Source organism: Allobosea sp. 2RAB26, from assembly GCF_052115465.1.
GTDB lineage: Bacteria > Pseudomonadota > Alphaproteobacteria > Rhizobiales > Beijerinckiaceae > Allobosea.
Map to the genome: position 1 here is coordinate 141,072 of NZ_JBFRGS010000011.1, position 22,061 is coordinate 163,132.

Consider the following 22,061-nt stretch of genomic DNA (forward strand, 5'->3'; position numbering starts at 1 on the left):
CGGCACAGCCTGTGGCCCCTCGACCCTCTGGCGCGAAGGACCTGACACCATGACGATGACACGCCGACATCTTTTGTCCCTGATAGGCGCGAGCGGCGCCGCAGGGCTCGCCTGGCCGCATGTGGCCGGGGCCCAGACTGCGAGCGGCCTCACGGCTGTCGAATGGGGCGGCGACGTCGTCGAGGCGATGAAGCAGGTCGCCGCCAGGCAAACCGCCGCCCAGTTCAACTGGGTCCTGCATCAGGGCGGAGCCGGAGCGATCCTCCCCAAGATCAAGGCGGGTTGGCCCAGGGTCGACTACGACTACATAGCCGGCTGGGAGGGCTCCTTCAACAGCATGATCACCGAGGATTGGGTCGAGACCATCACGGCGGCCGACGTCCCCAATCTGGCCGATATCCCGGAAAAGATCATGATGAGGGACGCCAAAGGCAATGTGAAAGCGGTACCTCGCGCCATCGGCGGCATGTATTTCGGCTACCGAACCGACACTGCCCCCTTCGCCATCAGCAAGGTGGACGATCTCTTCGACAAGCGCCTCAAGGGCGCGATCTGCTGGCCCGGACCGACCCAGAGCATGATGCTGCAGATCGTCGCCCTGGCCCTGCAGGGCGGCGGCAACGAGTCCAATATGGAGCCGGGCTGGAAGCTGATGAGGGACCTGGCGAAGTCCGGCAATATCGGCCGCATTGCCGTGACCGACGTCGATTTCACCAACTCTTTCACCTCCGGCGAGACCTCAGTCGGCTTCTTCGCCGAACCGAGCTGGGCTGCCGTCGCCAAGAACTTCAAGATCACCCGCCTGACCAAACAGGCCGGCATGGCGACCTTCCTCTACCAGAGCGGCTTTGCCGTCATGAAGAACCGGCCGAACCGCAAGGCGACCTGCGATTTCATCAATTTTGCGATCAGCCCCGAAATGAGCACGCTCTACGCAAAGGTGGCTGGCGAAGCGCCGCTGAATAGCAAGGCTGCCATCCCGCCGGAGCTGGCTCATCTCTCCTTCACGCCGAAGGAGTTCGAGAGTTTCGTGCATGTGCCGGACTACAAGGTCGTGCTCGGCCAGAAGGATGCCTGGGCCAAGCGTTGGGAGTCCGACATCGCGCCACTGCTGTGAGTGCCATGACCGCTATCCCAGTCCAACACGCACCGCTCGCGATCCCTGCGCCGCCCCGCACGACGCTCTTCTTGCTCGCACCGGGCTTGCTGCTGCTGTTCGTCATCTTTGCACTCCCCCTGGTCGGGCTCGTGCTGGAAAGCCTCAAGCAATATGTGCCGGGCCGGGTCGGCTCGGCCGTCGATGCGCCTCTGACGTTGGAGAATTATCGCGAGCTCGCGACGCCGTCATTCGCCGGCGTTCTCTACGAAACCTTCAAGCTGAGCGCAGCGGCATCGCTTGTTGGACTGCTGGCGGCGTTTCCACTGGCCTATTGCATCGTGCGGCGGTTTTCGCCGCGCCAGCGCGCTGCCTGCATCGGCCTTCTGGTGATGCTGGTCCTGCTCAGCATGCTGGTGCGCACCTACGCGCTGGAACTGGCCTTCGGCTCGGTAGGGGTTGCGCGCCCACTGCTTCTCGCGCTCGGGATTTCGCCGACAAGCCGCTGGTACACTGAAACCCTGGTCGCGGCCGGCCTGCTCCATGCGGTCGTGCCGATGTGCACGCTGACCCTTCTGGGAACGATCCAGAATATCGATCCTCGCTTCTGCGATGCGGCGCAATCGCTGGGCGCTCCGGCCTGGAAGGCGCATCTCGGCATCACCGTTCCGCTGGCCCTGCCCGGGCTGGTATCGGCATTCCTGATCGCCATGACCTTTTCGATCAGCGCCTTCGTCATTCCGATGGTGCTCGGAAAGGGGCGCGTATTGTTTCTCTCGAACACGATCTACACGCGCTTCAGCGATGTCGCGAACTATCCCAGCGGCGCCGCGGTCTCGATCGTGATGCTCGTCATCACGCTGTTCGTGCTGTCTCTGGTTTCGCTGGTGCAGCGTCGTAGGGGCTCGCGCACATGACCGGTACCACAAGGCGCCTTGGCGACCGGCTCCTCGGTGGCGCGATGATCGCGATGCTGGTTCTGGTGCTCGCCTTCCTGGTGACGCCGCTTCTGGTCACCTGCCTGCTCGCCTTCGACGCCCGCAGCTTTCTTGGCCCGTTGCCGCCGCCGGCGCTGTCCATGCGCTGGTTCGAGAAGCTGGTTTCGCTCGACTACGTCACCACCGGCCTGGCGACCAGCCTCAAGATCGCCGTCCTCACGACAGCGGTCGATGTGCTGGTCGGCACGGCCGGCGCGGTCGCGCTCGATCGCAGTAATTTTCACGGTCGCTCGCTGCTGATGGCCGCGTTCCTTTCGCCGCTCATCGTGCCGGCGGTGGTGATCGGCTTCGCCTTGCTGCTGTTTCTGTCGCGCATCGGCATCGTCGACGGCTTCACCAGATTGCTCTGCGGCCATATCGTGATCACCCTGCCCTATGTCGTGCGCACCGTGCTCGCCAGCCTGACCGGCCGGGACAGGCGCCTGACAGAAGCGGCGCTGGTCCTTGGCGCGACGGAACGCCAGGCCTTCTGGAACATCACCCTGCCCCTGATCCGGAGCGGTATGATCACAGGCGCAGTCTTCGCCTTCGCCGTGTCGTTGGACGACGTTGCAGTCAGCATGTTCCTGACGGACCCGTCGACCTACACCTTGCCGGTCGCCCTCGTCAGCAACATGCGCGCGTCCTTCGATCTCACGATCGCAGCCGCTGCCGTTCTCCTGATGGCGATCAGCGCCGTCCTCATCATCGTTCTGGAGCGCTTCGTCGGTTTCGACCGCCTGTTGGGCCAGGGGCTGTTTCGTTCATAGGGGTCAAACCGTGAGCAACGCCGTCGAATTTCACAAAGTCAGCCGTCGCTTCGGTGCCGTTACGGCCGTCGATGACGTTTCCTTCTCGATCGCCGCCGGCGAAACCGTTGCCCTGCTCGGGCCGAGCGGCTGCGGCAAGACCAGCATCCTGCGGGTCATTGCCGGCTTCGAACGGCCCGACCACGGCACGGTCAGCATCGGGGGGCGCGACGTCACTGCGCTCAAGCCCTATGAGCGCAATGTCGGGCTGCTGTTCCAGCACTATGCCCTGTTCCCGCACATGACCGTTGCGGAGAACATTGCCTACGGACTGCGCCACCGCGGCACTGACAGGCGCGAGATTCCCGATCGTGTCGAGGCGATGCTGGCGCTCGTGAGGTTGCAGGGTTTCGGCAGCCGCCGGCCGCATCAGCTCAGCGGAGGCCAGCAGCAGCGCGTCGCCCTCGCCCGCGCCCTTGCCACGCGGCCAGGGCTCATCCTGCTCGACGAACCGCTTTCGGCGCTCGACGCCAAACTGCGTCAGGATCTGCGCGCCGAACTCAAGCAGGTTCTGGCCGCCGTCAATTCGACGGCGATGGTTGTCACCCATGACCAGGAAGAGGCGATGAGCCTAGGTGAACGCGTCTTCCTGATGCAGGCGGGCCGTATCGTCCAGGTCGGCGCCCCGTCAGACGTCTATGGTCGCCCAGGCTCGCGCTTCGCCGCCGATTTCATGGGGCGCACCAACTGGATCGAAGCCCAGGTGACGCGGCGCGAAACCGGCCTCGCCCGGGCCCTGAGCCGATCGGGCCTGTCGCTCACCGTGCCGGACTGCCCATCGGACGCAATCGACATCTGTGTCCGCCCCGAGAACATCATCCTGTCCACCGCCGCCGACGCTGATCCGGCTGGAATGGCCAACAGTGCGAAGGGTCGGATCCTCAATGTCGCCCTGCTCGGCTCTACCCGCCAGATCCTGGTCGAGACGGCCAGCGGCGAGCAGATTCTCGTGATGCAAGCCAACCGTGTCGGCGACGGTCTCGGCCCAGGTCAGGCCGTGACGATCGGCTTTCCCGTCGATGCCTGCATCACCATGCCGTCCGGCAACGCGACCGGACTTGCCGCCTCACTTTAGCGTTCTCAGGGAAGGATGAACGATATGACCACGACCTCCTCGATCAAGACATCGCTGCTGGCACTCAGCCTGCTGGCCGGCATCGGCCTTGCGGCGGCCCCGGTTCGCGCCGACGCTCTCGACGACATCACGAAGGCAGGCACCCTGAAGGTCGGTGTCTTCGCGGATTTTCCGCCCTTCTCATCGGCCAGCGCCGATATGAGCCTCAAGGGCTATGACATCGACATCGCCGAGACCATAGCCAACGCGCTGAAGGTGAAGCTCAACCTGGTCAACGTAACCGGCCAGAACCGCATCCCGTATCTGACCGAGCGTCGCGTCGACATCCTGCTCAGCGTCGGCCACAGCGCCGAACGCGAGAAGGTCATCGATTTTACCGCCGCCTACGCCCCTTACTACATCGCCGTCATCGGACCGCAGGCCGTAAAGGTCGAAGGCAAGGCAGACCTCGCCGGCAAGTCGATCGCGGTGAGCCGCGGCACGCTGGAAGACACCTCGCTCACCGAGGCAGCGCCGCCCTCCGCCGACATCAAGCGCTTCGACAGCTACAACTCCGTCATCCAGGCCTTCATCTCGGGCCAGGCGCAGCTGATGGTCGTCGGCAACGATGTCGGCGCCCAGGTGCTCTCGCGCCAGACCACGTTGAAGCCAGAGCAGAAATTCCAGCTGATGACGTCGCCGGACCATATCGCGCTGAACAAGGACGAGCCGCGTCTCAAGCAGGCACTCAACGAGATTGTCGCCAAGCTGCTTGCCGACGGCACGCTGAACAAGGCCTCGCTCAAGTGGCTCGGCAAGCCGCTTGATCCCAAGGATCTCTGAAGCTTGGCCTACAGCCTCAACTTCGACTGGCTGAGCCAGGCCTCTGAACCCATCGCGCGCGGCGCGATGGCGACGGTGGGGTTGATCGCCGTCACGACCGTGCTCGGTACAGTCTGCAGCGTGTTGGGGGCAGCGGCGGTGCGCAGCCGCTCTCCCTGGCTGCGCGGCATGGTCGGCAGCTATGTCGAGCTGATCCGGAACACGCCGTTTCTGGTCCAGCTGTTCTTCATCTTCTTCGGCCTGCCCAGCCTTGGCCTGCGGCTTGATCCTGCAGTCGCAGCAATCCTCGCGATGACGATCAACCTCTCGGCCTATGGCACCGAGATCGTCGCCGCGGGGCTGGATGCCGTGCCCAACGGTCAGAGGGAGGCGGGCTGCGCCCTTGGGCTGCGACCCGCGCTGGTCTTCGTCAAGATTGTCCTGCCGCAGGCGCTGAAGGTGATTTTCCCGGCGTTGCAGAGCCAGGTCATCATCATGATGCTCGAATCCGCGGCGGTGTCGCAGATCTCGGTGCGCGAACTGACCTATGAGGCGGACATGCTGCAGGCGCGCAGCTTCCGCGCCTTCGAGACCTATTTCGTCGTCACCATGGTCTATCTGGCGTTGAGCATTGGGTTGCGCCGCATCCTCGGCCTCTCCGGACGGAAATTCCTGATCGGGGGGGCATCCTGATGGACTTCACCTTCTGGGACATCCTGCGCAACCTGCTGCTCGCGACACGCTGGACGGTCCTGCTCTCGATTGTCGCTTTCATCGGCGGTGGCGTGGTGGGGATGGCGATCCTGCTGGCGCGGGTCTCATCCCGTCACTGGCTGCGTCATGTCGCCGATCTCTATATCGGGCTCTTCCAGGGCACGCCCCTGCTGATGCAGCTGTTCCTGGTCTTCTTCGGGCTTCCGCTGATCGGTTTCCGCATCGAACCCTGGTCCGCTGCCGTCGTCGCCCTGACCCTTTGCGCCAGCGCCTATCTCGCGGAGATCTGGCGCGGCGGGGTCGAGGCCCTGCCGAAGGGCCAATGGGATGCCGCCAAGAGCCTCGGCCTGCACTATCCCCATCAGATGCGGCTGGTGATCCTGCCTCAGGCCTTTGCGATCACACGGGCGCCCGTGGTCGGCTATCTCGTGCAGCTCGTCAAAAGCACGGCGCTGACCTCGATCATCGGTTTCGACGAGTTGATGCGAACCTCCAACGCCATCTCCAACGCGACCTTTGAGCCTCTCACCGTCTACGGCCTGGTTGCATTGATCTATTTCGTCCTCTGTCTGCCGCTCACCCGCTACGCCCGCCATCTGAAGGCTCACGCCCCGGCCTGAACAACGACAGCCTGGCTGACGCCCTCGGAGCGCGGTGTCTATGCAATGCCGAGCGCGAAGCGTTAGATCTGACCCATGTGGATCCCTACGCCGCAAAGGCTTCCAGCGAGATGAGCGAGCGCATCATTCGCAAGCTCGAGATGCTCGAAGTCGAGCAACTCATGGACTGGGCTGCCGCGGAGGGCTGGAATCCCGGACTCAATGACGCGGCCGCGTTCCGTGCGACCGACCCTGAGGGTTTCATCGGCGGCTTCGTCGATGGCGAGATGGTCGCCGGCATCTCGGCGGTTGCCTATGGAACGACCTATGGGTTCATCGGCCTCTACATCTGCCGCGCGGACATGCGCGGCCAAGGCCATGGCAAGGCCGTCTGGAACGCAGGCATGGCGCGGCTCGATGGGCGCATAATCGGGCTCGATGGGGTCGACGAGCAATTCGAGAATTACCGACGAAAGGGCTTTGCGCCCGCTTACCGAACCATTCGTTTCGGAGGCACTTTTGCGCGCGGCCTGGCTGATAGCCGGACGGTGGACGGCGTCACCCCGGATCTCCTGCGCGAGATCATGGCCTTTGATCGCAGGAGCTTTCCGGAGACGCGGGAAACCTTCCTGACGCACTGGCTCATGCCCCCGCATCATGCGCGCGTCGCAATCTCGGATGGCGCGGTCACCGGGTACGGCGTGATGCGCAAGTGCCGCTCGGGCTGGAAGATCGGTGCGCTCACAGCAGTCGACGACGCGACGGCCACCGCGCTGGTGCAGAATCTGGGTTCTTCTGCCGAAGGTGATCTCCATATCGACGTTCCAGCCGCGCGGCAGCGGTTCATCGACACGTTGGTCGGTGCCGGCCTTCGGCCTGGTTTCGAGACGACGCGAATGTATCTGGGCACACCGTTTCCTCTGGCGCCCGAGCTGTTCGGCGTGACCACCCTGGAGCTCGGATAGGCGCACCGCACTGCGAGCGCGGCGGCGATATCGGCGAAACCGGTCTCGACCTTGCGCCAGGCAAAGGGCCTGCGGCTGCGCGGTCGCAGGATCTTACCCTCGACGCTTGCCTGAACCGCGAAAATAGAGTGCCATCTCCACGCCGGCAGTGGCCGGGCATTGGGAGACCAGACCATGGCTAGACAAGTGATCCTGGCAGCCGCGTCGGCATTCGTGCTCGCGACCGTCTTTTCCTCACCGTCCCAGGCACTGACGATGAAGGAATGCAGTACGAAATATCAGGACGCCAAGAAGGCGAATACTCTGAAGGGCCAGAAGTGGAACGATTTCCGCAAGGCTCAGTGCGGTGATGACGATGCCGCAGAGAGCGATGCGGCCGCAGCTGTCCAGGATGCTCCCGTAGCTCCGGCTCCAGCTGCCGCGCCGACAACGCCCGGAGCCAAGCCGACCGCCGCTCCTGCGCGGGCAAAGGCGGCAGTGTTCCCCAAGACCGTCGCGCAGAAATACTCGGATGAGTCGCCCGGCAAGGCTCGGCTGAAGACCTGCGCGGATCAATACAATGCCAACAAAACCGCCAACGCCAACGGCACCCTGAAATGGATCGAGAAGGGCGGCGGCTACTGGAGCCAGTGCAACGCCAAGCTCAAGAGCTGACCCAATCTGGCGGCGGCCCAGGCCGCCGCCATTTTGCCAACTGTTTCCATGTAGAAGCGCGCTTTTGCGCGATCAGAACATGAAGTCTTGAGTTCATCGCAACCAGGCCGCCCCGGCGCCGCCAGCTTCCCTGGATTGGTGCCCGGTCCACGGCAGCATCATTGCAGAAGATCGCGTGATTGCGATGGTCATTTACCTCTCATTAACCCTTTTCGCCCCCTTTTGGATCGTCTTCTGAGTTGGAGCTGGGGGCTCACAAAGGGAAGATGACATGCAGGCTTTCGACCCTGAGAACGGTGCCGAACATCTCGTCGGACGACCTGTCGCAGATGTCGAGCGCGATCTGATCCTCGCTACCTTGAAGGAAACCGGCGGCAATCGCACCCATGCAGCCGCCATGCTTTGCATATCGATCAGAACGCTCCGCAATAAGCTGGGCGCCTATGCCTCTGACGGCTACGAGATTCCAGAGGCCGGCCAATCCGCGCATTGAGGGATTTTGCGGCGATAAATGGGCTGCTCGCATTGGCGCGGCAGCCCATCTAGCCATATCTTGGCCATCAATGCGGCAAAAGCTGTCAAGCCGTTGCCTGCGTAGGAGCCGCATCATGAAGAGAGCCTCGTTACTCGCCATGGTGTTGATCTCCGGCGGCCTCGCTGCCTGCCAAACCATCACTGCGGCAGAACAGCGTAGCGCCGACGAAGTGCGTTGCCGATCCTATGGCTTCCGGTCAGGCACCGACGCATTTGCCAAATGCCTGCTCGACGTCGATTTGGCACGCTCGGCTGCACGCCTCTATCGCTTCGAACAAGCAGGAGGGCCCGGGTGGGGCTATTATCCCTATGGGGGACGCCCCTTGTTCTGGTGAGTGCTGCTTCGAGCCCCCTGCACACGCGGCGCGGCGTGCGTTGGGCCTAGCCCTGGAACTGCTTCCACAGCACCATGCGCTCGCGCAGGTCGATGATCTTGCCATCGACCGCAAAGGTACCGTCGCCGCGATGATGCAGGGTCCGGCGTTCCTTCCGTTCCGGGTCAACCCAGATCCGCACGGCTTCGAGAATGAAGAGATTGTAGCGCTCGATCATACTCCGATCGGCAACGCGGCACTCGATATTGGCGAGGCATTGGCCGATCAACGGCGCCGTGACGTCCTTCGCGGGCCTGGCAGTGAGCCGGAAGCGCTTGAACTTGTCGATCTCACCGCCCGAGCAATTGCCGATATCGACCGCCTTCCTGGCTAGGTCGACGGTCGGGATCGCTATCACGCACTCGCCGCTCGCGCGCAGCGCCTTGTAGCTGTGATCCCACGGGCCGATGATGCAGCCGATCAACGGTGGCGCATGCTGCATCACCATGTGGAAACCCATGGTCATGACGTTCGGCCGCCCCTCGTCCGATGTCGTGACGAGAACGATCGGTCCGGCCTCAAGCAGGCGATAGGCCTTTGATGCCGGCATCTCCTGAATGGTCATGACCATCGCTCCGCGGGCCCCTGCAAGGCCCAACGCCAGTGACCAGCGAAAGATCGTTGCTGCAGGCGATCTTTATGGAACCCTTATGCCTCTCCCCTGCCTTTCCCCTCGACCCCTTACTGCCCCAGGCACCACATCTCCGGTCTAACCTGACTGGAGATTGGCCATGGCCGACATCGTCTTCATTGCGCTCGGGCTCGGAGCCTTCGGGCTCTTCGCGGCCTATGCTGCGCAGTTGCGCAAGGTCTGACGACCATGGCGCTCACCTGGCTTTACGGGGCCGCGGCGCTTGGGCTCGCGGTCTACATGGTCGCTGCGCTGCTGCGCCCCGACCGCTTCTGACACAGCTTTCATAAAGGAGACCTCGCATGGACTGGCGGGGCTGGGCCGAGATCGTTTTCACGATCGCGCTGACTGTGGCCGTGGGTTGGCCACTTGGAATCTTCATGGCTCGCGTCTGGGCGGGCGAACGAACCTGGCTCGATCCGGTGCTGAAACCGGTCGAAGCCGTGGCCTATGCAGCCTTCGGCGTCGACCGCAGCCGGCAGCAAGGGTGGTTCGGCTATGCCGGCGCGCTGATTGCCTTCAGCGCCGCCGGGTTTGCGCTGCTCTACGGGCTGCTGCGCCTTCAGGGCGTGCTGCCGCTCAATCCGCAAGGCTTTGACGGGCTGTCGCCGCACCTCGCCTTCAACACCGCCGTCAGCTTCGTCACCAACACGAACTGGCAGTCCTATGGCGGCGAGACAACGATGAGCAATCTCAGCCAGATGGCTGGGCTCACCGTGCAGAATTTCGTCTCGGCCGGCGCTGGCCTCGCGGTCGCCGCTGCATTGTCGCGCGCCTTCGCGACGGATCGCGGCGAGGGCCTCGGCAATTTCTGGGTCGATCTGACCCGTTCGGTCCTCTACGTCCTGCTTCCGCTGTCCATCGTCACGGCCCTCGCGCTGGTCGCGGCCGGTGTGCCGCAGACACTGCTCGCCAATGTCGAGGCTTCGACCGTCGAAGGCGCGAAGCAGGTGATCTCGCTGTTCCCGACCGCGAGCCAGGAAGCCATCAAGCAATGGGGCACCAATGGCGGCGGCATCTTCAACGTCAACTCGGCGCACCCGCTCGAGAATCCGACTCCGCTGACCAACCTGATCGAGGTGGTTTCACTGAACGCGCTCGCCTTCGGCACGGTCATCGCCTTTGGCCGTGTCGCCGGTGCACGCCGCGAGGCGCGCGCGCTGATTGCGGTCATGGCGATCCTCGTCGGCGTCGCGGCCTCGGCCATCTACGCGTCCGAGACGCTGACGCCGCAGCCGGCAATGATCGCCGCTGGCATCCCCGATGCCTCCGCCAACATGGAAGGCAAGGAAGTCCGCTTCGGCGCCGCCACGTCGGCCATGTGGGCCGCCCAGACCACGGGTGCCTCGAACGGCTCGGTCAATTCCATGCATGGCAGCTACATGCCGCTCGGAGGCGGCGTTGCGATGTTCCTGATGCAGCTCGGCGAGATTCTGCCCGGCGGCGTCGGTTCCGGCCTTTACGGCATGGTGGTGATGGCGCTGCTCGCGGTCTTCGTCGCCGGCCTGATGGTCGGGCGCACACCGGAATATCTCGGCAAGAAGGTGGAGGCACGTGAGATCAAGTTCGCGATGCTGGCGGTGCTCATCCTGCCTCTCTCGATCCTCGGCTTCTCCGCAATCGCTGCGGTGCTGCCGGTCGCGCTCGAGGGACTGCTCAACAAGGGGCCGCGCGGTCTGACCGAAATCCTCTACGCCTACTCCTCGGCGACGGGAAACAACGGCTCGGCCTATGCCGGCCTGACCGCCAATGCGCCCTGGTGGAACACCACGCTCGGCATCGCGATGCTGCTCGGCCGCTTCGCCTATGCCATTCCGGTGCTCGCCATCGCGGGCGCCATCGCGGCCAAGCCGAAACTCCAGCCCACCGCCGGCACTTTGCCTTCTGACAGCCCGCTCTTCGTCGGCCTGCTGATCGGCATCATCCTGATCCTGGGTGGCCTGCAATTCTTCCCGGCGCTCGCGCTCGGACCAATCGTCGAGCACTTCCAGGTGCTTGCGGCGGCTCGTTGAGCCGACAAAGGAAAGCTTCCATGAGTATGTCCTTCGTCAAATCCTCCAGCTTCGATCAGGGCGTCGTGCTGACGGCGTTGAAGAGCGCCTTCGTCAAGCTCGACCCGCGCAAGCTCACCGGAAATCCCGTGATCCTGGCCACGGAGGTCGTCGCGGCGCTCGCGACGGTTTCCGCCGCGGTCGCCCTTTCCACCGGCGCTCCTGCCGGATTTTCGATCCAGATCGCGGCCTGGCTCTGGCTCACCGTGCTCTTCGCCAATTTTGCCGAGAGCATTGCCGAGGGGCGTGGCAAGGCGGCGGCGGATTCGCTTCGTGCCGCCCGCGTCACCACCAAGGCCAAGCTGATCATCGACCCTGAGCGGAATGCGATGATCCCGACCCCGGCCCACAAGCTCGTTCCGGGCGATCTCGTGCTGGTCGAGGCCGGCGATGTGATCCCGGCCGATGGCGAGATCGTCGAGGGTGTCGCGTCGGTCAACGAGGCCGCGATCACCGGCGAGTCCGCTCCGGTGATCCGGGAGAGCGGCGGCGACCGCTCGGCCGTCACCGGTGGCACCACGGTGGTCTCCGACTGGATCAAGATGAAGGTCACGTCGCAGCCGGGCTCCTCCTTCCTCGATCGCATGATCGCGATGGTGGAAGGCGCCGACAGGCGCAAGACACCCAACGAGCTCGCGCTTGCCGTGCTGCTCGCCGGCCTGACGCTGGTCTTCCTGGTGGCCGTCGTCACGCTGACCGGCCTTGGTGCCTTCTCGGGCATCTCGCTCGATCCCATGGTGCTCGGTGCGCTCTTCGTCACGCTGATCCCGACCACGATCGGCGGATTGCTCAGCGCGGTCGGCATCGCGGGCATGGACCGGCTGCTCAAGGTCAACGTGCTCGCGACCTCCGGGCGCGCAGTCGAAGCCGCGGGCGACATCGACACGCTGCTGCTCGACAAGACCGGCACGATCACCTTCGGCAACCGCATGGCGGTCGAGGTCATCCCGGCGCCGGGCGTTCGCCCGGACAATGCGCTGCGCGCCGCGCTCATGGCCTCTCTCGCCGACGAGACCCCCGAGGGCCGCTCGATCGTCGAGCTGGCGCGGGAGCAAGGCATTACCGCCAGCATTCCGGACCATGCGACCGCGATCGCGTTCAGCGCGACGACGCGTCAGTCGGGCCTCGACGATAACGGGCAGTCCTGGCGCAAGGGCGCTGTCGATGCCGTGCTGACCATGCTCGATCTGCGCGACGGCCAGGTTCCGACCGAGATGCGCCACGCGGTCGACCGCATCGCCCGCTCGGGCGGTACGCCGCTCGCGGTCAGCGAGAACGGTGCGCTGGTTGGCGTCATCCACCTCAAGGATGTGGTGAAGCCTGGCGTCAAGGATCGCTTCGCCGATCTTCGCCGCATGGGTGTGCGCACCGTGATGATAACCGGCGACAATCCCGTTACCGCTGCGGCCATCGCCTCCGAAGCCGGCGTCGACGATTTTCTCGCCGAGGCAACGCCGGAAGACAAGCTGCGCATGATCCGCACCGAGCAGGCCAAGGGCCGTCTCGTCGCGATGTGCGGCGACGGCGCCAATGACGCCCCGGCGCTCGCGCAGGCCGATGTCGGTGTCGCCATGCAGACCGGTGCGCAGGCCGCCCGCGAGGCTGGCAATATGGTCGATCTCGACAGCGATCCGACCAAGGTCCTGGAGATCGTCGAGGTCGGCAAGCAGCTCCTGATCACGCGTGGAGCACTGACCACCTTCTCGATCGCCAACGACGTCGCCAAATATTTCGCGATCATCCCGGCCCTGTTCGTGGCCGCGCTGCCGGCCTTGGGCGCCCTCAACGTCATGGGGCTCACGAGCCCGCACAGCGCCATCCTCTCTGCCGTGATCTTCAACGCGCTGGTCATCATCGCGTTGATCCCGCTGGCCCTGCGCGGCGTGCGCTATCGCGCCATCGGCGCCGCCAAGCTGCTTTCGCGCAACCTCACCCTCTATGGCATCGGCGGGCTGATCGCGCCCTTCGTCGGCATCAAGCTGATCGACATAATCGTCACAGCCCTGAAGCTCGCCTGACGCCGCGGACAAGGAGCACCACCATGTTGTCCCATCTTCGTCCCGCCATCGCCTCGATGGTGTTCTTCACCCTCCTCCTCGGCCTCGCCTATCCGCTCGGCGTGACCGGTATCGCCGGCGCGGCCTTCCCGTCCCAGGCCGGCGGTTCTCTGATCCGCAATACCCAAGGCGAGATCGTCGGTTCGCAGTGGATCGGCCAGAACTTCAAGGGCGACGCCTATCTGCGTCCTCGCCCCTCCGCCGCCGGCAAGGACGGTTATGATGCCGCCGGTTCGTCGGGCTCGAATTTAGGCCCCTTGAACGAGGACCTCGCTGCGCGGATCAAGGCCGATGCCGACGCGCTGCGGGAGGCGGACGGGAAGAGTTCCCTCCCGGCCGATGCGGTTACCGCTTCCGCTTCGGGTCTGGATCCCCATATCTCGCCGGAGAACGCGGCCCGCCAGGTCGCTCGCATCGCCAAAACCCGCGGCATCGCCCCGGACGAGGTTGCGGCGATCATCGCAGCGAACACGCTGGAGCCGACCTTCGGCTTTCTCGGTCGCTCGCGTGTAAACGTGCTGACCGCGAATCTCGCCCTCGACGCGCGTTATCCGAAGCCGCAAGCTAAGGCGCCATGAGCCCAGAGTTATGACTGCAGACGAGACCAGATTCCGGGAGCAGGGACGCCCCGATCCCGATGCCCTTCTGGCGCAGGCCGGCCGCAAACGCGGCCGGCTCAAGATTTTTCTGGGCATGGCTCCAGGCGTCGGCAAGACCTACGAGATGCTGTCCCAGGGCCGCCGCGCCCAGGCCGAGCATGGCGAGGTCCTTGTCGGCGTGGTCGAGACCCATGGGAGGCGGGAGACCGAGGCCCTGCTCGACGGGCTCGAGGTCATGGCGCGCCGACCGATCGAGCATCGCGGCCGGACATTGCTGGAGTTCGACCTCGATGCGGCGCTGGCCGTCAAACCGCGCCTCCTGCTCGTCGACGAATATGCCCATTCCAACGCTCCCGGCAGCCGCCACCCGAAACGCTGGCAGGATGTCGAGGAACTGCTCGAATCCGGTATCGACATCTGGACGACGCTGAACGTCCAGCATCTGGAGAGCCTCGTCGACGTGGTCTGGAAGATCACCGGCGTGCGCCAGCGTGAAACGGTGCCGGACAGCGTCCTCAGCCGGGCGGACGAGATCGAGCTGATCGATATCACCCCGACCGAACTGCGCCAGCGCATGGCAGAGGGCAAAGTCTATCTGCCCGAGACGGCGCGGCTCGCCGCCGACAATTTCTTCAAGCCCGAGAACCTGACGGCGCTGCGCGAACTGGCCTTGCGCCGGGCCGCCCAGACCGTCGACGACCAGCTCAGCCAGGCGATGAAGCGTGCCGGCGTCGAAGGCCCTTGGGCGGCCGGCGAGCGCATCCTGGTCCTGATCGGGCCGGACGCCATGGCGAGTTCGCTGGTGCGCGCGGGACGGCGCCTCTCCGACATGATGATGGACGCGCCCTGGACGGTGGCGCATGTCGAGCGGCCGAACCGCGTCGAGCCGGATTCCGCTCGCGGCCGCAGCCTGTCGGAAGCGCTCAAGCTCGCAGAACAGCTCGGCGCAGCCAATGTCGTGCTGACAGGCGACGATCTCGTCGCCACCGTGCTGGACTATGCCAGGCGCAACAACGTCACCCAGATCGTCGTCGGCAAGTCGCACCGCCGGGGCTGGCGCGCCTGGTTCCACCGGTCGCTGGCGCCAGCCCTGCTCGAGGCACAGAACGGCGCGGCGCTGCACATCATCACCGAGAGCGCGTCCGGGCCTGCCGTCCCGTCGTCCCCAGTTCCGAAGCGCGCGCTGCAATGGGGCGGCCACCTCGCCTCCGCTGCGCTGGTCGGTGGCACGATCCTTATCGGGGAGATGATCCAGAACCGTGTCGAGAATGCCAATCTCGCCATGCTGTTCATGGTCAGCGTGCTGATATCGGGACTCGCATTCGGTCTCTGGCCAGCCGTCACGGCCGCAGCCTTCGCCGCGGTTGCCTATAATTTCTTCTTCCTCGAGCCGCTGCTGAGCTTCTGGATCGGCCATCCAGCGGATGTCCTGACATTCCTCGTCTTCTTCGCGGTGGCGATGACGACGGGTGGCCTGACGGGGCGGGTCCGGGATCAGGCCAGGGCGACGGCGCGACGAGCCTCGGCGATCACCGCATTGCTCGCCGCGAGCCGGCGGCTGTCGGGAGCCGCGCGCAAGGAGGATGCAGCCACGATCCTGGCCGAGCAGCTTTCGGCCGCGACGTCCGGCAAAATCGTCGTCTTCCTGCCGCATGGCGAGGAAATCGCCGCGGCGGCCGGAGCGCCTGCGCTCGAGGCGCTCAGCACAGCAGACATGACCGCGGCGCGCTGGACCTGGACGCGCGGCGAGCCTGCCGGCGCCGGCACCGGCACCTTGCCCAATGCTGCCTGGACATTCCGCGCGCTGCAGGGCGTGCGCTCGCGCTCGGGCGTCGTCGGATTCGAACCGCAAGCGCTGCTCGATGCCGAGAACGAACGCTTCGCGCTGGCGCTGCTCGATCAGGGGGCTATCGCGCTGGAGCGGGCCGAACTGGCCGCCGCGGCCGTCGATGCCGAGGCGCTCCGCCGCAGTGATCGGCTGCGCTCGGCGCTGCTCAACTCCGTCAGCCATGATCTGCGCACGCCGCTGGCGACGGTGCTCGGATCGGCGACGACGCTGATCGACTTCGGCAAGACGGTCGAGCCCGCGGTGCGCGACGACCTGCTGCTCTCGATCCGCGAGGAGGCCGAAAGGCTCAATCGTTATGTCGGCGATCTGCTCGACATGTCGCGGCTGGAAGGCGGAGCGCTGGTGACGCGCCGCGACTGGACGGATGTGCGCGACGTGATCGCGGCTGCGATCGAGCGCGTCTCGCGCCGCCTCGATCACCGCCGCGTCCAGCGCGATTTTCCCGCTGCGCTTTCGGCCGTACGGGCCGACCCCGGCCTGCTCGAGCAGGCTCTGGTCAACATCCTGGAAAATGCCATCACCTATAGCGAGGACGGTTCGCTGATCGAGACGGCGGCCTATGAGGACAGGGGCAATGTCGTGATCTCGATCGAGGATGAAGGTCGCGGTATCCCCACTGCCGAGCTGGAACGCGTCTTCGAGAAGTTCCGCAGGCTCGAGGAATCGACCGACCGTGGCGGGGAACGCGGCAAGGGCGCCGGCCTCGGCCTCGCCATCTCCAAGGGCTTCGTCGAGGCGATGGGCGGGCGGATCGCAGCCGCGAGCCCGATCCAGGACCGTCCGGACGGAACACCCGGCGGCACCCGCATCCTGATCAGCTTGCGCAAGGACAGCGCGCCCGGAGTCACGACATGACAGCCTTTCGCCCTCGTATCCTCGTCATCGACGACGAACCTCAGATCCATCGCTTCCTGGCTCCGGCGCTCGATGCCGCCGGTTACGAGCCGGTTCGCGCCGATGACGCCGCAGCCGGCCTGCGCGAGCTTGCACGAAAGCCGCCGGATGCGGTGGTGCTCGATCTCGGTCTGCCCGACATGGACGGCAAGGAGGCGCTGGCCAAGGCGCGGGCCTTTTATGACGGCCCGGTGATCATCCTCTCGGCGCGGGATCGCGAGACCGAGAAGATCGATGCGCTCGATGCCGGTGCCGATGACTATGTCGAAAAGCCGTTCGGGGTCGGCGAATTGCTGGCACGGCTGCGCGTGGCGCTGCGTCACCGCATCGAGCGTCAGGGTGCGGACGCGGTGATCCGCTCGGGCGCCGTCGAGATCGATCTCGTCAATCGACGCGTCAGCCGCGACGGTACGCATGTGAAGCTGTCACCAAAGGAATATGACCTGCTCGCCTCGCTCGCCGGCGGCAATGGCCGGGTACTGACCCATCGCCAGATCCTCACTGCCGTCTGGGGGCCGGCACATGAGCACGATGTGCAGTATCTCCGCGTCTTCGTCGGTCAGCTCCGCCAGAAGCTCGAGCAGGACCCGACGAGCCCGAAGCTGATCGAGACCGAACCCGGCGTCGGTTACCGGCTCGGCGGACTGGTCTAGCGTCATCTTGGCGGTGAGAGGATTATTTCGCCCCCGCCCCTTCTGCAGCTGCGGCAAAGACAAATATCCTCCTTTTCAACGGGAATAAGAAAAAACACGCTACCAGACGTGAATTGAACCCACCGCTGCGCTGCCGTATTTGAGATGTTCGGAATAGCGAACAAGGTGAGCGCTGAAGGTGGCCATTCTCAACGTCATCGACCGGCAGGGTCAGCCGCATGAACTCGAGGCCGTCGAAGGCTGGCGGGTCATGGAAATCCTGCGCGACTATCGCGTCGGGATCGAAGGCGTCTGCGGCGGTTCCTGCGATTGCGCCACCTGCCATGTCATCGTCTCGCCGGAATGGGCCGAGCGCCTGCCCGAGCCGCGCGAGGACGAGATCGACGCACTCGATACGCTGCCGCTGATTGAACGGACCTCCCGGCTCTCGTGCCAGATCATCTGGTCCGATGATCTCGACGGCCTGACGCTGACCCTGGCGGAGGCTGCGTGATGGCCGCTGCCCCCAAGCGCCCGCCTCTTCCGGCAATCCTTCTCGCCAATGATCTGCTTGATGGCGATGTCGTTTTCGCTTCGGTTGCTGCCGCCGGTGCGCTCGCCTGGACGCGCGATCCCGCGCTTGCGCTGGTCGCAGCCGACGATGCGGCAGCGGCGCGGCTGGAGGCCTATGCCGTCAGCGAATTCGCAGCCCAGCATGTCGTCGATGCCTACCTCGTCGATGTCGCGATCGAGGCCGGCGGGCCGGTGCCACGGCATTATCGCGAACGCATGAAGACGCTCGGACCGAGCAACCGTCCCGATCTCGGCAAGCAGGCCGGGGACGGTATCGCAGCCGAGCGGAGGGCCTGAGACATGTATCGCTACGATGAATTCGATGCGCGCTTCGTCCGCGAGCGGGTCGCCCAGTTCCGGGATCAGGTCGGCCGCCGGCTCAATGGTTCGCTGACCGAGGACGAGTTCAAGCCGCTGCGGCTGAAGAACGGTGTCTACCTGCAGCTCCACGCCTATATGCTGCGCATTGCGGTGCCTTACGGCACGCTGTCTTCGCGCCAATTGCGCCAGCTCGCCCTGATCGGCGAACGCTATGACCGCGGCTATGGCCATTTCACCACGCGCCAGAACCTGCAGTTCAACTGGCCGAAACTGCGTGACATCCCGGAGATCCTGGATCTCCTTGCCGAGGTCGAGATGCATTGCATCCAGACCTCGGGCAACTGCATCCGCAATGTCACGGCCGATCATTTCGCCGGCGTCGCGCAGGACGAGATCGAGGACCCGCGCCCGACCGCCGAACTGATCCGGCAATGGTCGAGCCTGCATCCCGAGTTCAGCTACCTGCCGCGCAAGTTCAAGATCGCGGTGACAGGGGCCGAGCATGACCGGGCCGTGATCAAGGCGCATGACATCGGCCTGCGCCTGCGGCGGCACCCGGACACCAATGCCATCTCCTATGAGGTCAGTGTCGGCGGCGGTCTCGGCCGCACGCCGATGATCGGCAAGGTGGTGCGCGACTATCTGCCCAAGGCCGACCTCCTCGCCTATCTCGAGGCGATCATGCGGGTCTATAATCTCGAAGGCCGCCGCGACAACAAGTACAAGGCTCGGGTCAAGATCCTGGTCCACGAGATTGGCGCCGAGGAATTCACGCGGCGCGTCGAGGAGGAGTTCGCACGGCTCGACGGTCCCTCCGTCAATGCCGACCCGGCGGAAGTCGCACGCATCGCCGCCTATTTCGCTCCGCCAACCTACGAGGCCCTGCCCGCCGTCAGCCGCGTGCTGGAAGCGACCAAGGCCACCAATCCGGCCTTCGCGCGCTGGGTGGAGGTCAACACAGCTCCGCACAAGGCCCCTGGCTATGCAGCGCTGACCATTTCGCTGAAGCCGATAGGCCAGGCGCCGGGCGACGCGACCTCTAAGCAGATGCGGCTCGTCGCCGACCTGGCCGAGCAGTATTCGCATGACGAACTGCGCGTCACCCATGCGCAGAACCTCGTCCTGCCGCATGTGCGCCAACGCGATCTCTTTGCGATCTGGCAGAAACTCGGCGAAGCGGGCCTGGCCTCCGCCAATGTCGGGATGATCACCGACATCATCTCCTGCCCCGGGCTCGATTATTGCGCGCTGGCGACAGCGCGCTCGATCCCGATCGCCCAGGCCATCCAGCATCGCTTCGCGGATGCCGAGCGTCAGCGCCAGATCGGAGAGCTGAACATCAAGATCTCCGGCTGCATCAATGCCTGCGGCCACCACCATGTCGGCCATATCGGCATTCTCGGCCTGGAGAAGCGCGGCATCGAATCCTACCAGATCACGCTCGGTGGCGACGCAACCGAGAACGCGGCCATCGGCGAGATTCTGGGCCCAGGCCTTGCCGCCGAGGACGTGCCCGATGCGATCGAACGCATCGTCAATGTCTATGTCGAGACGCGCCAGGCGAACGAGAGCTTTATCGATGCCGTCCGCCGGCTCGGCCTTGGACCTTTCAAAGCCGCTTTCCAGGAGACCGCCCATGCTGTTGCTTGATCGCTCCGGCACCAAGACGGATGTCTGGACGCGCAGCGAAGGGGCTGCCATCGACAACCTCTCGCATGCCCTCGTCGACTGGGAGGCTTTGCCGGACGCGCTGCGGCAGAAAGCCCGTGACCAGCGCATCGGCGTGAGCGTGCCCAATCATATCCGGATCGCCGAACTCAAGCTTGTCCTCCGGCAGCTCTCGCTGGTGAGCGTTGCCTTCCCGGCCTTCTCGGACGGGCGCGGCTTCAGCCTGGCCAAGCTCATTCGCAACCACGGCTTCACCGGAACCCTGCGCGCCAGCGGCCCCTTGATCGCCGACCAGTTCGCCTATGCGCTCTCATGCGGCTTCGACGAGATCGAACTGCCGGAGACCAGTGCAGCGCGCCAGCCGGTCGATCAATGGCTGAGCGCGGCCGGCCGGATCAGCCATGGCTATCAGCGCGGCTACGGCGACGGCCGCAACATTCTCGACCAGCGGCGCGCGGCCCGCGCTGCGGCAGGTTGATTCATGGCCAGGTTCTCGCAGAGCGAGGCAGGCTGCCAGCGCGCCCGCGAGGGTGAGGATTTGAGGGAGGACTGCATGGACGGCGACCTGTTGCGCGCGATTCCGCCTCGCCCCTATGAACGCTGGTTCGATATTTGCTTTCGGCTTATCATCCTTGCGCTTGCCGGATTCTGGTTGTTGATGCCGCCGGCTGGCGCACCGGATCGGCCGGTCGACCTGAAGGCGGCAGAAACCACGCGATGACGCAAAGAGCGCCCGAACCGACGACTGCGCGCCGCATCGAGCGGCTGGCAACGTTGCCGCTGTTCCACAAGCTGGACGGGCGCAAGGTCTTGCTGGCGGGCACGGGCGAAGGTGCGCTCTGGAAGGCCGAGCTGCTCGCGGCGTCTGGAGCCGATCTCCTCATTCTTGCGGGTGTGGAGACGGACCTGTTCGACAGTCTCGTCGCTGACCCGCCTGCTGCCGGGATCACCCTGTACAGCCGCCACTGGCAGCCGGGCGACTTCGATGGCGCGGCGCTGGCCATCGGCGAGATCGAAGAGGACGAGGAGGCACACGCCTTCGCGGCCGCCGCACGGCAGGCCGGCGTGCCGGTCAACGTCGTCGACAAGCCGGAATTCTGTGACTTCGCCTTTGGGTCGGTCGTGAATCGGTCCCCGCTGATCGTCGCGATCTCGACCGACGGCGCCTCGCCCGTTTTTGGCCAGACCATCCGTACCAAGATCGAAGCCCTGCTTCCCGCCGGTCTCAAGGACTGGGCGCAGGCCGCCAAGGAGTGGCGGCCTGCAGTTCAGGCCCGCGACCTGCCCTTCGCGCTGCGTCGTGCCTTCTGGGAGAAATTCACCCGCCGCGCCATGGCGGAACCGGAACGCGCGCCGCAATCCCACGACGAAGCGGAGCTCTTTACCGAACTCGACCGTCTCGAGAGCGGCCATCAGGGCATCGGCAGGGTCACGCTCGTCGGCGCTGGCCCCGGCGATCCGGAATTGCTGACCCTGAAGGCGATCCGCGCGCTGCAGAGCGCCGACATCATCCTCTATGACGACCTCGTCTCCGCGGGCGTGCTGGAATTCGCCCGCCGGGAGGCCAAACGCATGCTGGTCGGCAAGACCGGCTATGGTCCCTCCGTCAAGCAGGACGACATCAACACGCTGATCGTTTCGCTCGCGAGCCACGGCAAGCATGTCGTGCGGCTGAAGGGCGGCGATCCCGGCATTTTCGGCCGCGCCGGCGAGGAGATCGAAGCCTGCGCCCGGGCCGGTATTCCCGTCGTCATGGTGCCCGGCATCTCGGCGGCTCAGGGGGCGGCGGCATCACTCGGCCTCTCCCTGACCCACCGCGACCATGCCAGGCGGTTGCAGTTCGTGACCGGCCATGCCCGCACGGGGACGCTGCCCGAGGATCTCGACTGGCGAGCTCTTGCCGATCCTCATGCGACGACCGTGATCTATATGGCGCGGAACACCCTGGCCGCCTTCCGCGAGCAGGCGATTGCCGCTGGTCTCGCCCCCGAGACGCCGGCGATCGCAGTGGTCGCCGCGACGCAGCCCGGCGAAGCGCGTTTGCGCGCAACGATCGCCACCCTGCCGGAGCGGCTTGGCGAGCTGCCGCCCAAAGGGCCGCTGCTTGTGCTGATCGGACGCGCGCTCGAAGGTGTTGCAGCCGAGGCGCTCGATCTGCAGACTCTGCGCAGCGCCTGACCGGCCGATC

The 22,061-nt window shown here is 65.2% G+C and carries 23 protein-coding genes and 1 pseudogene; 23 read left to right on the plus strand and 1 reads right to left on the minus strand.

All coding sequences use genetic code 11. From position 1 onward, the window contains the following. Positions 1-49 precede the first annotated feature (49 nt). The 11 genes and pseudogenes from AB4118_RS21610 to AB4118_RS21660 all read left to right on the plus strand — a co-directional run bounded on the left by AB4118_RS21610 (position 50) and on the right by AB4118_RS21660 (position 8,559). Entirely contained in the window at positions 50-1,117 is a 1,068-nt protein-coding gene (locus tag AB4118_RS21610; protein ID WP_441491676.1) for an ABC transporter substrate-binding protein, read from the plus strand. A gap of 5 nt (positions 1,118-1,122) precedes the next feature. Next, entirely contained in the window at positions 1,123-2,013 is an 891-nt protein-coding gene (locus tag AB4118_RS21615) for an ABC transporter permease (RefSeq protein WP_441491677.1), read from the plus strand. Beyond that, a complete protein-coding gene (locus AB4118_RS21620) occupies positions 2,010-2,843 on the plus strand; it encodes an ABC transporter permease (RefSeq protein ID WP_441491678.1) in 834 nt (277 codons plus the stop codon). Before AB4118_RS21615 ends, AB4118_RS21620 begins: the two co-directional genes overlap by 4 nt. A 10-nt stretch (positions 2,844-2,853) precedes the next feature. Next, on the plus strand, positions 2,854-3,957 hold the full coding sequence (locus tag AB4118_RS21625; RefSeq protein ID WP_441491679.1) for an ABC transporter ATP-binding protein: 1,104 nt from the start codon (positions 2,854-2,856) through the stop codon (positions 3,955-3,957). 24 nt (positions 3,958-3,981) lie between these two features. Continuing rightward, entirely contained in the window at positions 3,982-4,779 is a 798-nt protein-coding gene (locus tag AB4118_RS21630) for a transporter substrate-binding domain-containing protein (RefSeq protein WP_441491680.1), read from the plus strand. Positions 4,780-4,782: 3 nt separating this feature from the next. Further along, positions 4,783-5,451: an amino acid ABC transporter permease gene (locus tag AB4118_RS21635; protein ID WP_441491681.1), complete on the plus strand. Its 669-nt coding sequence runs from the start codon at positions 4,783-4,785 to the stop codon at positions 5,449-5,451. Further along, positions 5,448-6,092 carry an amino acid ABC transporter permease gene (locus AB4118_RS21640; protein WP_441491745.1) on the plus strand — a complete coding sequence of 215 codons (645 nt, stop codon included), beginning with the start codon at positions 5,448-5,450 and terminating at the stop codon, positions 6,090-6,092. Before AB4118_RS21635 ends, AB4118_RS21640 begins: the two co-directional genes overlap by 4 nt. Before the next feature lie 110 nt (positions 6,093-6,202). Then, a complete protein-coding gene (locus AB4118_RS21645; protein WP_441491682.1) occupies positions 6,203-7,036 on the plus strand; it encodes a GNAT family N-acetyltransferase in 834 nt (277 codons plus the stop codon). Between the two features lie 174 nt (positions 7,037-7,210). Beyond that, positions 7,211-7,690, plus strand: coding sequence for a hypothetical protein (locus tag AB4118_RS21650; RefSeq protein WP_441491683.1), 480 nt, complete (start codon positions 7,211-7,213; stop codon positions 7,688-7,690). A gap of 304 nt (positions 7,691-7,994) precedes the next feature. After that, positions 7,995-8,183, plus strand: a pseudogene (locus tag AB4118_RS21655) (helix-turn-helix domain-containing protein); the annotation flags it as partial. Positions 8,184-8,298: 115 nt separating this feature from the next. After that, positions 8,299-8,559, plus strand: a complete 261-nt coding sequence (locus AB4118_RS21660) for a hypothetical protein (protein WP_441491684.1) — start codon at positions 8,299-8,301, stop codon at positions 8,557-8,559. Between the two features lie 46 nt (positions 8,560-8,605). On the opposite strand, the gene AB4118_RS21665 is transcribed toward AB4118_RS21660, so the two are convergent. Next, entirely contained in the window at positions 8,606-9,157 is a 552-nt protein-coding gene (locus AB4118_RS21665) for a flavin reductase family protein (protein WP_441491746.1), read from the minus strand. A 261-nt stretch (positions 9,158-9,418) separates the two neighbouring features. On the opposite strand from AB4118_RS21665, the gene kdpF reads away from it, so the two are divergent. The 12 genes from kdpF to cysG all read left to right on the plus strand — a co-directional run bounded on the left by kdpF (position 9,419) and on the right by cysG (position 22,051). Beyond that, the gene (kdpF, locus tag AB4118_RS21670; protein WP_069880828.1) at positions 9,419-9,505 is read left to right on the plus strand and encodes a K(+)-transporting ATPase subunit F; all 87 of its coding nucleotides are present in this window, start codon (positions 9,419-9,421) and stop codon (positions 9,503-9,505) included. 26 nt (positions 9,506-9,531) lie between these two features. After that, entirely contained in the window at positions 9,532-11,241 is a 1,710-nt protein-coding gene (gene kdpA / locus AB4118_RS21675) for a potassium-transporting ATPase subunit KdpA (RefSeq protein WP_441491685.1), read from the plus strand. Positions 11,242-11,261: 20 nt separating this feature from the next. Further along, on the plus strand, positions 11,262-13,298 hold the full coding sequence (kdpB, locus tag AB4118_RS21680; protein ID WP_441491686.1) for a potassium-transporting ATPase subunit KdpB: 2,037 nt from the start codon (positions 11,262-11,264) through the stop codon (positions 13,296-13,298). A gap of 23 nt (positions 13,299-13,321) precedes the next feature. Continuing rightward, positions 13,322-13,915 carry a potassium-transporting ATPase subunit KdpC gene (kdpC, locus tag AB4118_RS21685; protein WP_441491687.1) on the plus strand — a complete coding sequence of 198 codons (594 nt, stop codon included), beginning with the start codon at positions 13,322-13,324 and terminating at the stop codon, positions 13,913-13,915. A gap of 10 nt (positions 13,916-13,925) precedes the next feature. Next, on the plus strand, positions 13,926-16,640 hold the full coding sequence (locus AB4118_RS21690; RefSeq protein WP_441491688.1) for a DUF4118 domain-containing protein: 2,715 nt from the start codon (positions 13,926-13,928) through the stop codon (positions 16,638-16,640). After that, positions 16,637-17,332 carry a response regulator gene (locus AB4118_RS21695; protein WP_441491689.1) on the plus strand — a complete coding sequence of 232 codons (696 nt, stop codon included), beginning with the start codon at positions 16,637-16,639 and terminating at the stop codon, positions 17,330-17,332. The genes AB4118_RS21690 and AB4118_RS21695 overlap by 4 nt, the downstream gene beginning before the upstream one ends. A gap of 178 nt (positions 17,333-17,510) precedes the next feature. Beyond that, a complete protein-coding gene (locus AB4118_RS21700) occupies positions 17,511-17,825 on the plus strand; it encodes a 2Fe-2S iron-sulfur cluster-binding protein (protein WP_441491690.1) in 315 nt (104 codons plus the stop codon). After that, positions 17,825-18,181: a DUF2849 domain-containing protein gene (locus AB4118_RS21705; RefSeq protein ID WP_441491691.1), complete on the plus strand. Its 357-nt coding sequence runs from the start codon at positions 17,825-17,827 to the stop codon at positions 18,179-18,181. The genes AB4118_RS21700 and AB4118_RS21705 overlap by 1 nt, the downstream gene beginning before the upstream one ends. 3 nt (positions 18,182-18,184) lie before the next feature. Then, complete coding sequence (locus AB4118_RS21710) at positions 18,185-19,855, plus strand: nitrite/sulfite reductase (protein ID WP_441491692.1); 1,671 nt, start codon at positions 18,185-18,187, stop codon at positions 19,853-19,855. Next, complete coding sequence (locus AB4118_RS21715) at positions 19,842-20,351, plus strand: DUF934 domain-containing protein (protein ID WP_441491693.1); 510 nt, start codon at positions 19,842-19,844, stop codon at positions 20,349-20,351. The genes AB4118_RS21710 and AB4118_RS21715 overlap by 14 nt, the downstream gene beginning before the upstream one ends. Positions 20,352-20,426: 75 nt before the next feature. After that, positions 20,427-20,594: a hypothetical protein gene (locus tag AB4118_RS21720; RefSeq protein ID WP_176733396.1), complete on the plus strand. Its 168-nt coding sequence runs from the start codon at positions 20,427-20,429 to the stop codon at positions 20,592-20,594. After that, complete coding sequence (gene cysG, locus AB4118_RS21725; RefSeq protein WP_441491694.1) at positions 20,591-22,051, plus strand: siroheme synthase CysG; 1,461 nt, start codon at positions 20,591-20,593, stop codon at positions 22,049-22,051. Before AB4118_RS21720 ends, cysG begins: the two co-directional genes overlap by 4 nt. The last annotated feature ends 10 nt before the right edge of the window (positions 22,052-22,061 follow it).

What these genes read in the sequence shown, in the direction of transcription:
- AB4118_RS21610 (WP_441491676.1), top strand. Translation starts at nt 50, where the DNA reads ATGACGATGACACGCCGACATCTTTTGTCCCTGATAGGCGCGAGCGGC.
- AB4118_RS21615 (WP_441491677.1), top strand. Translation starts at nt 1,123, where the DNA reads ATGACCGCTATCCCAGTCCAACACGCACCGCTCGCGATCCCTGCGCCG.
- AB4118_RS21620 (WP_441491678.1), top strand. Translation starts at nt 2,010, where the DNA reads ATGACCGGTACCACAAGGCGCCTTGGCGACCGGCTCCTCGGTGGCGCG.
- AB4118_RS21630 (WP_441491680.1), top strand. Translation starts at nt 3,982, where the DNA reads ATGACCACGACCTCCTCGATCAAGACATCGCTGCTGGCACTCAGCCTG.
- AB4118_RS21645 (WP_441491682.1), top strand. Translation starts at nt 6,203, where the DNA reads ATGAGCGAGCGCATCATTCGCAAGCTCGAGATGCTCGAAGTCGAGCAA.
- AB4118_RS21650 (WP_441491683.1), top strand. Translation starts at nt 7,211, where the DNA reads ATGGCTAGACAAGTGATCCTGGCAGCCGCGTCGGCATTCGTGCTCGCG.
- AB4118_RS21660 (WP_441491684.1), top strand. Translation starts at nt 8,299, where the DNA reads ATGAAGAGAGCCTCGTTACTCGCCATGGTGTTGATCTCCGGCGGCCTC.
- kdpF (WP_069880828.1), top strand. Translation starts at nt 9,419, where the DNA reads ATGGCGCTCACCTGGCTTTACGGGGCCGCGGCGCTTGGGCTCGCGGTC.
- kdpA (WP_441491685.1), top strand. Translation starts at nt 9,532, where the DNA reads ATGGACTGGCGGGGCTGGGCCGAGATCGTTTTCACGATCGCGCTGACT.
- kdpB (WP_441491686.1), top strand. Translation starts at nt 11,262, where the DNA reads ATGAGTATGTCCTTCGTCAAATCCTCCAGCTTCGATCAGGGCGTCGTG.
- kdpC (WP_441491687.1), top strand. Translation starts at nt 13,322, where the DNA reads ATGTTGTCCCATCTTCGTCCCGCCATCGCCTCGATGGTGTTCTTCACC.
- AB4118_RS21690 (WP_441491688.1), top strand. Translation starts at nt 13,926, where the DNA reads ATGACTGCAGACGAGACCAGATTCCGGGAGCAGGGACGCCCCGATCCC.
- AB4118_RS21695 (WP_441491689.1), top strand. Translation starts at nt 16,637, where the DNA reads ATGACAGCCTTTCGCCCTCGTATCCTCGTCATCGACGACGAACCTCAG.
- AB4118_RS21705 (WP_441491691.1), top strand. Translation starts at nt 17,825, where the DNA reads ATGGCCGCTGCCCCCAAGCGCCCGCCTCTTCCGGCAATCCTTCTCGCC.
- AB4118_RS21710 (WP_441491692.1), top strand. Translation starts at nt 18,185, where the DNA reads ATGTATCGCTACGATGAATTCGATGCGCGCTTCGTCCGCGAGCGGGTC.
- AB4118_RS21715 (WP_441491693.1), top strand. Translation starts at nt 19,842, where the DNA reads ATGCTGTTGCTTGATCGCTCCGGCACCAAGACGGATGTCTGGACGCGC.
- AB4118_RS21720 (WP_176733396.1), top strand. Translation starts at nt 20,427, where the DNA reads ATGGACGGCGACCTGTTGCGCGCGATTCCGCCTCGCCCCTATGAACGC.
- cysG (WP_441491694.1), top strand. Translation starts at nt 20,591, where the DNA reads ATGACGCAAAGAGCGCCCGAACCGACGACTGCGCGCCGCATCGAGCGG.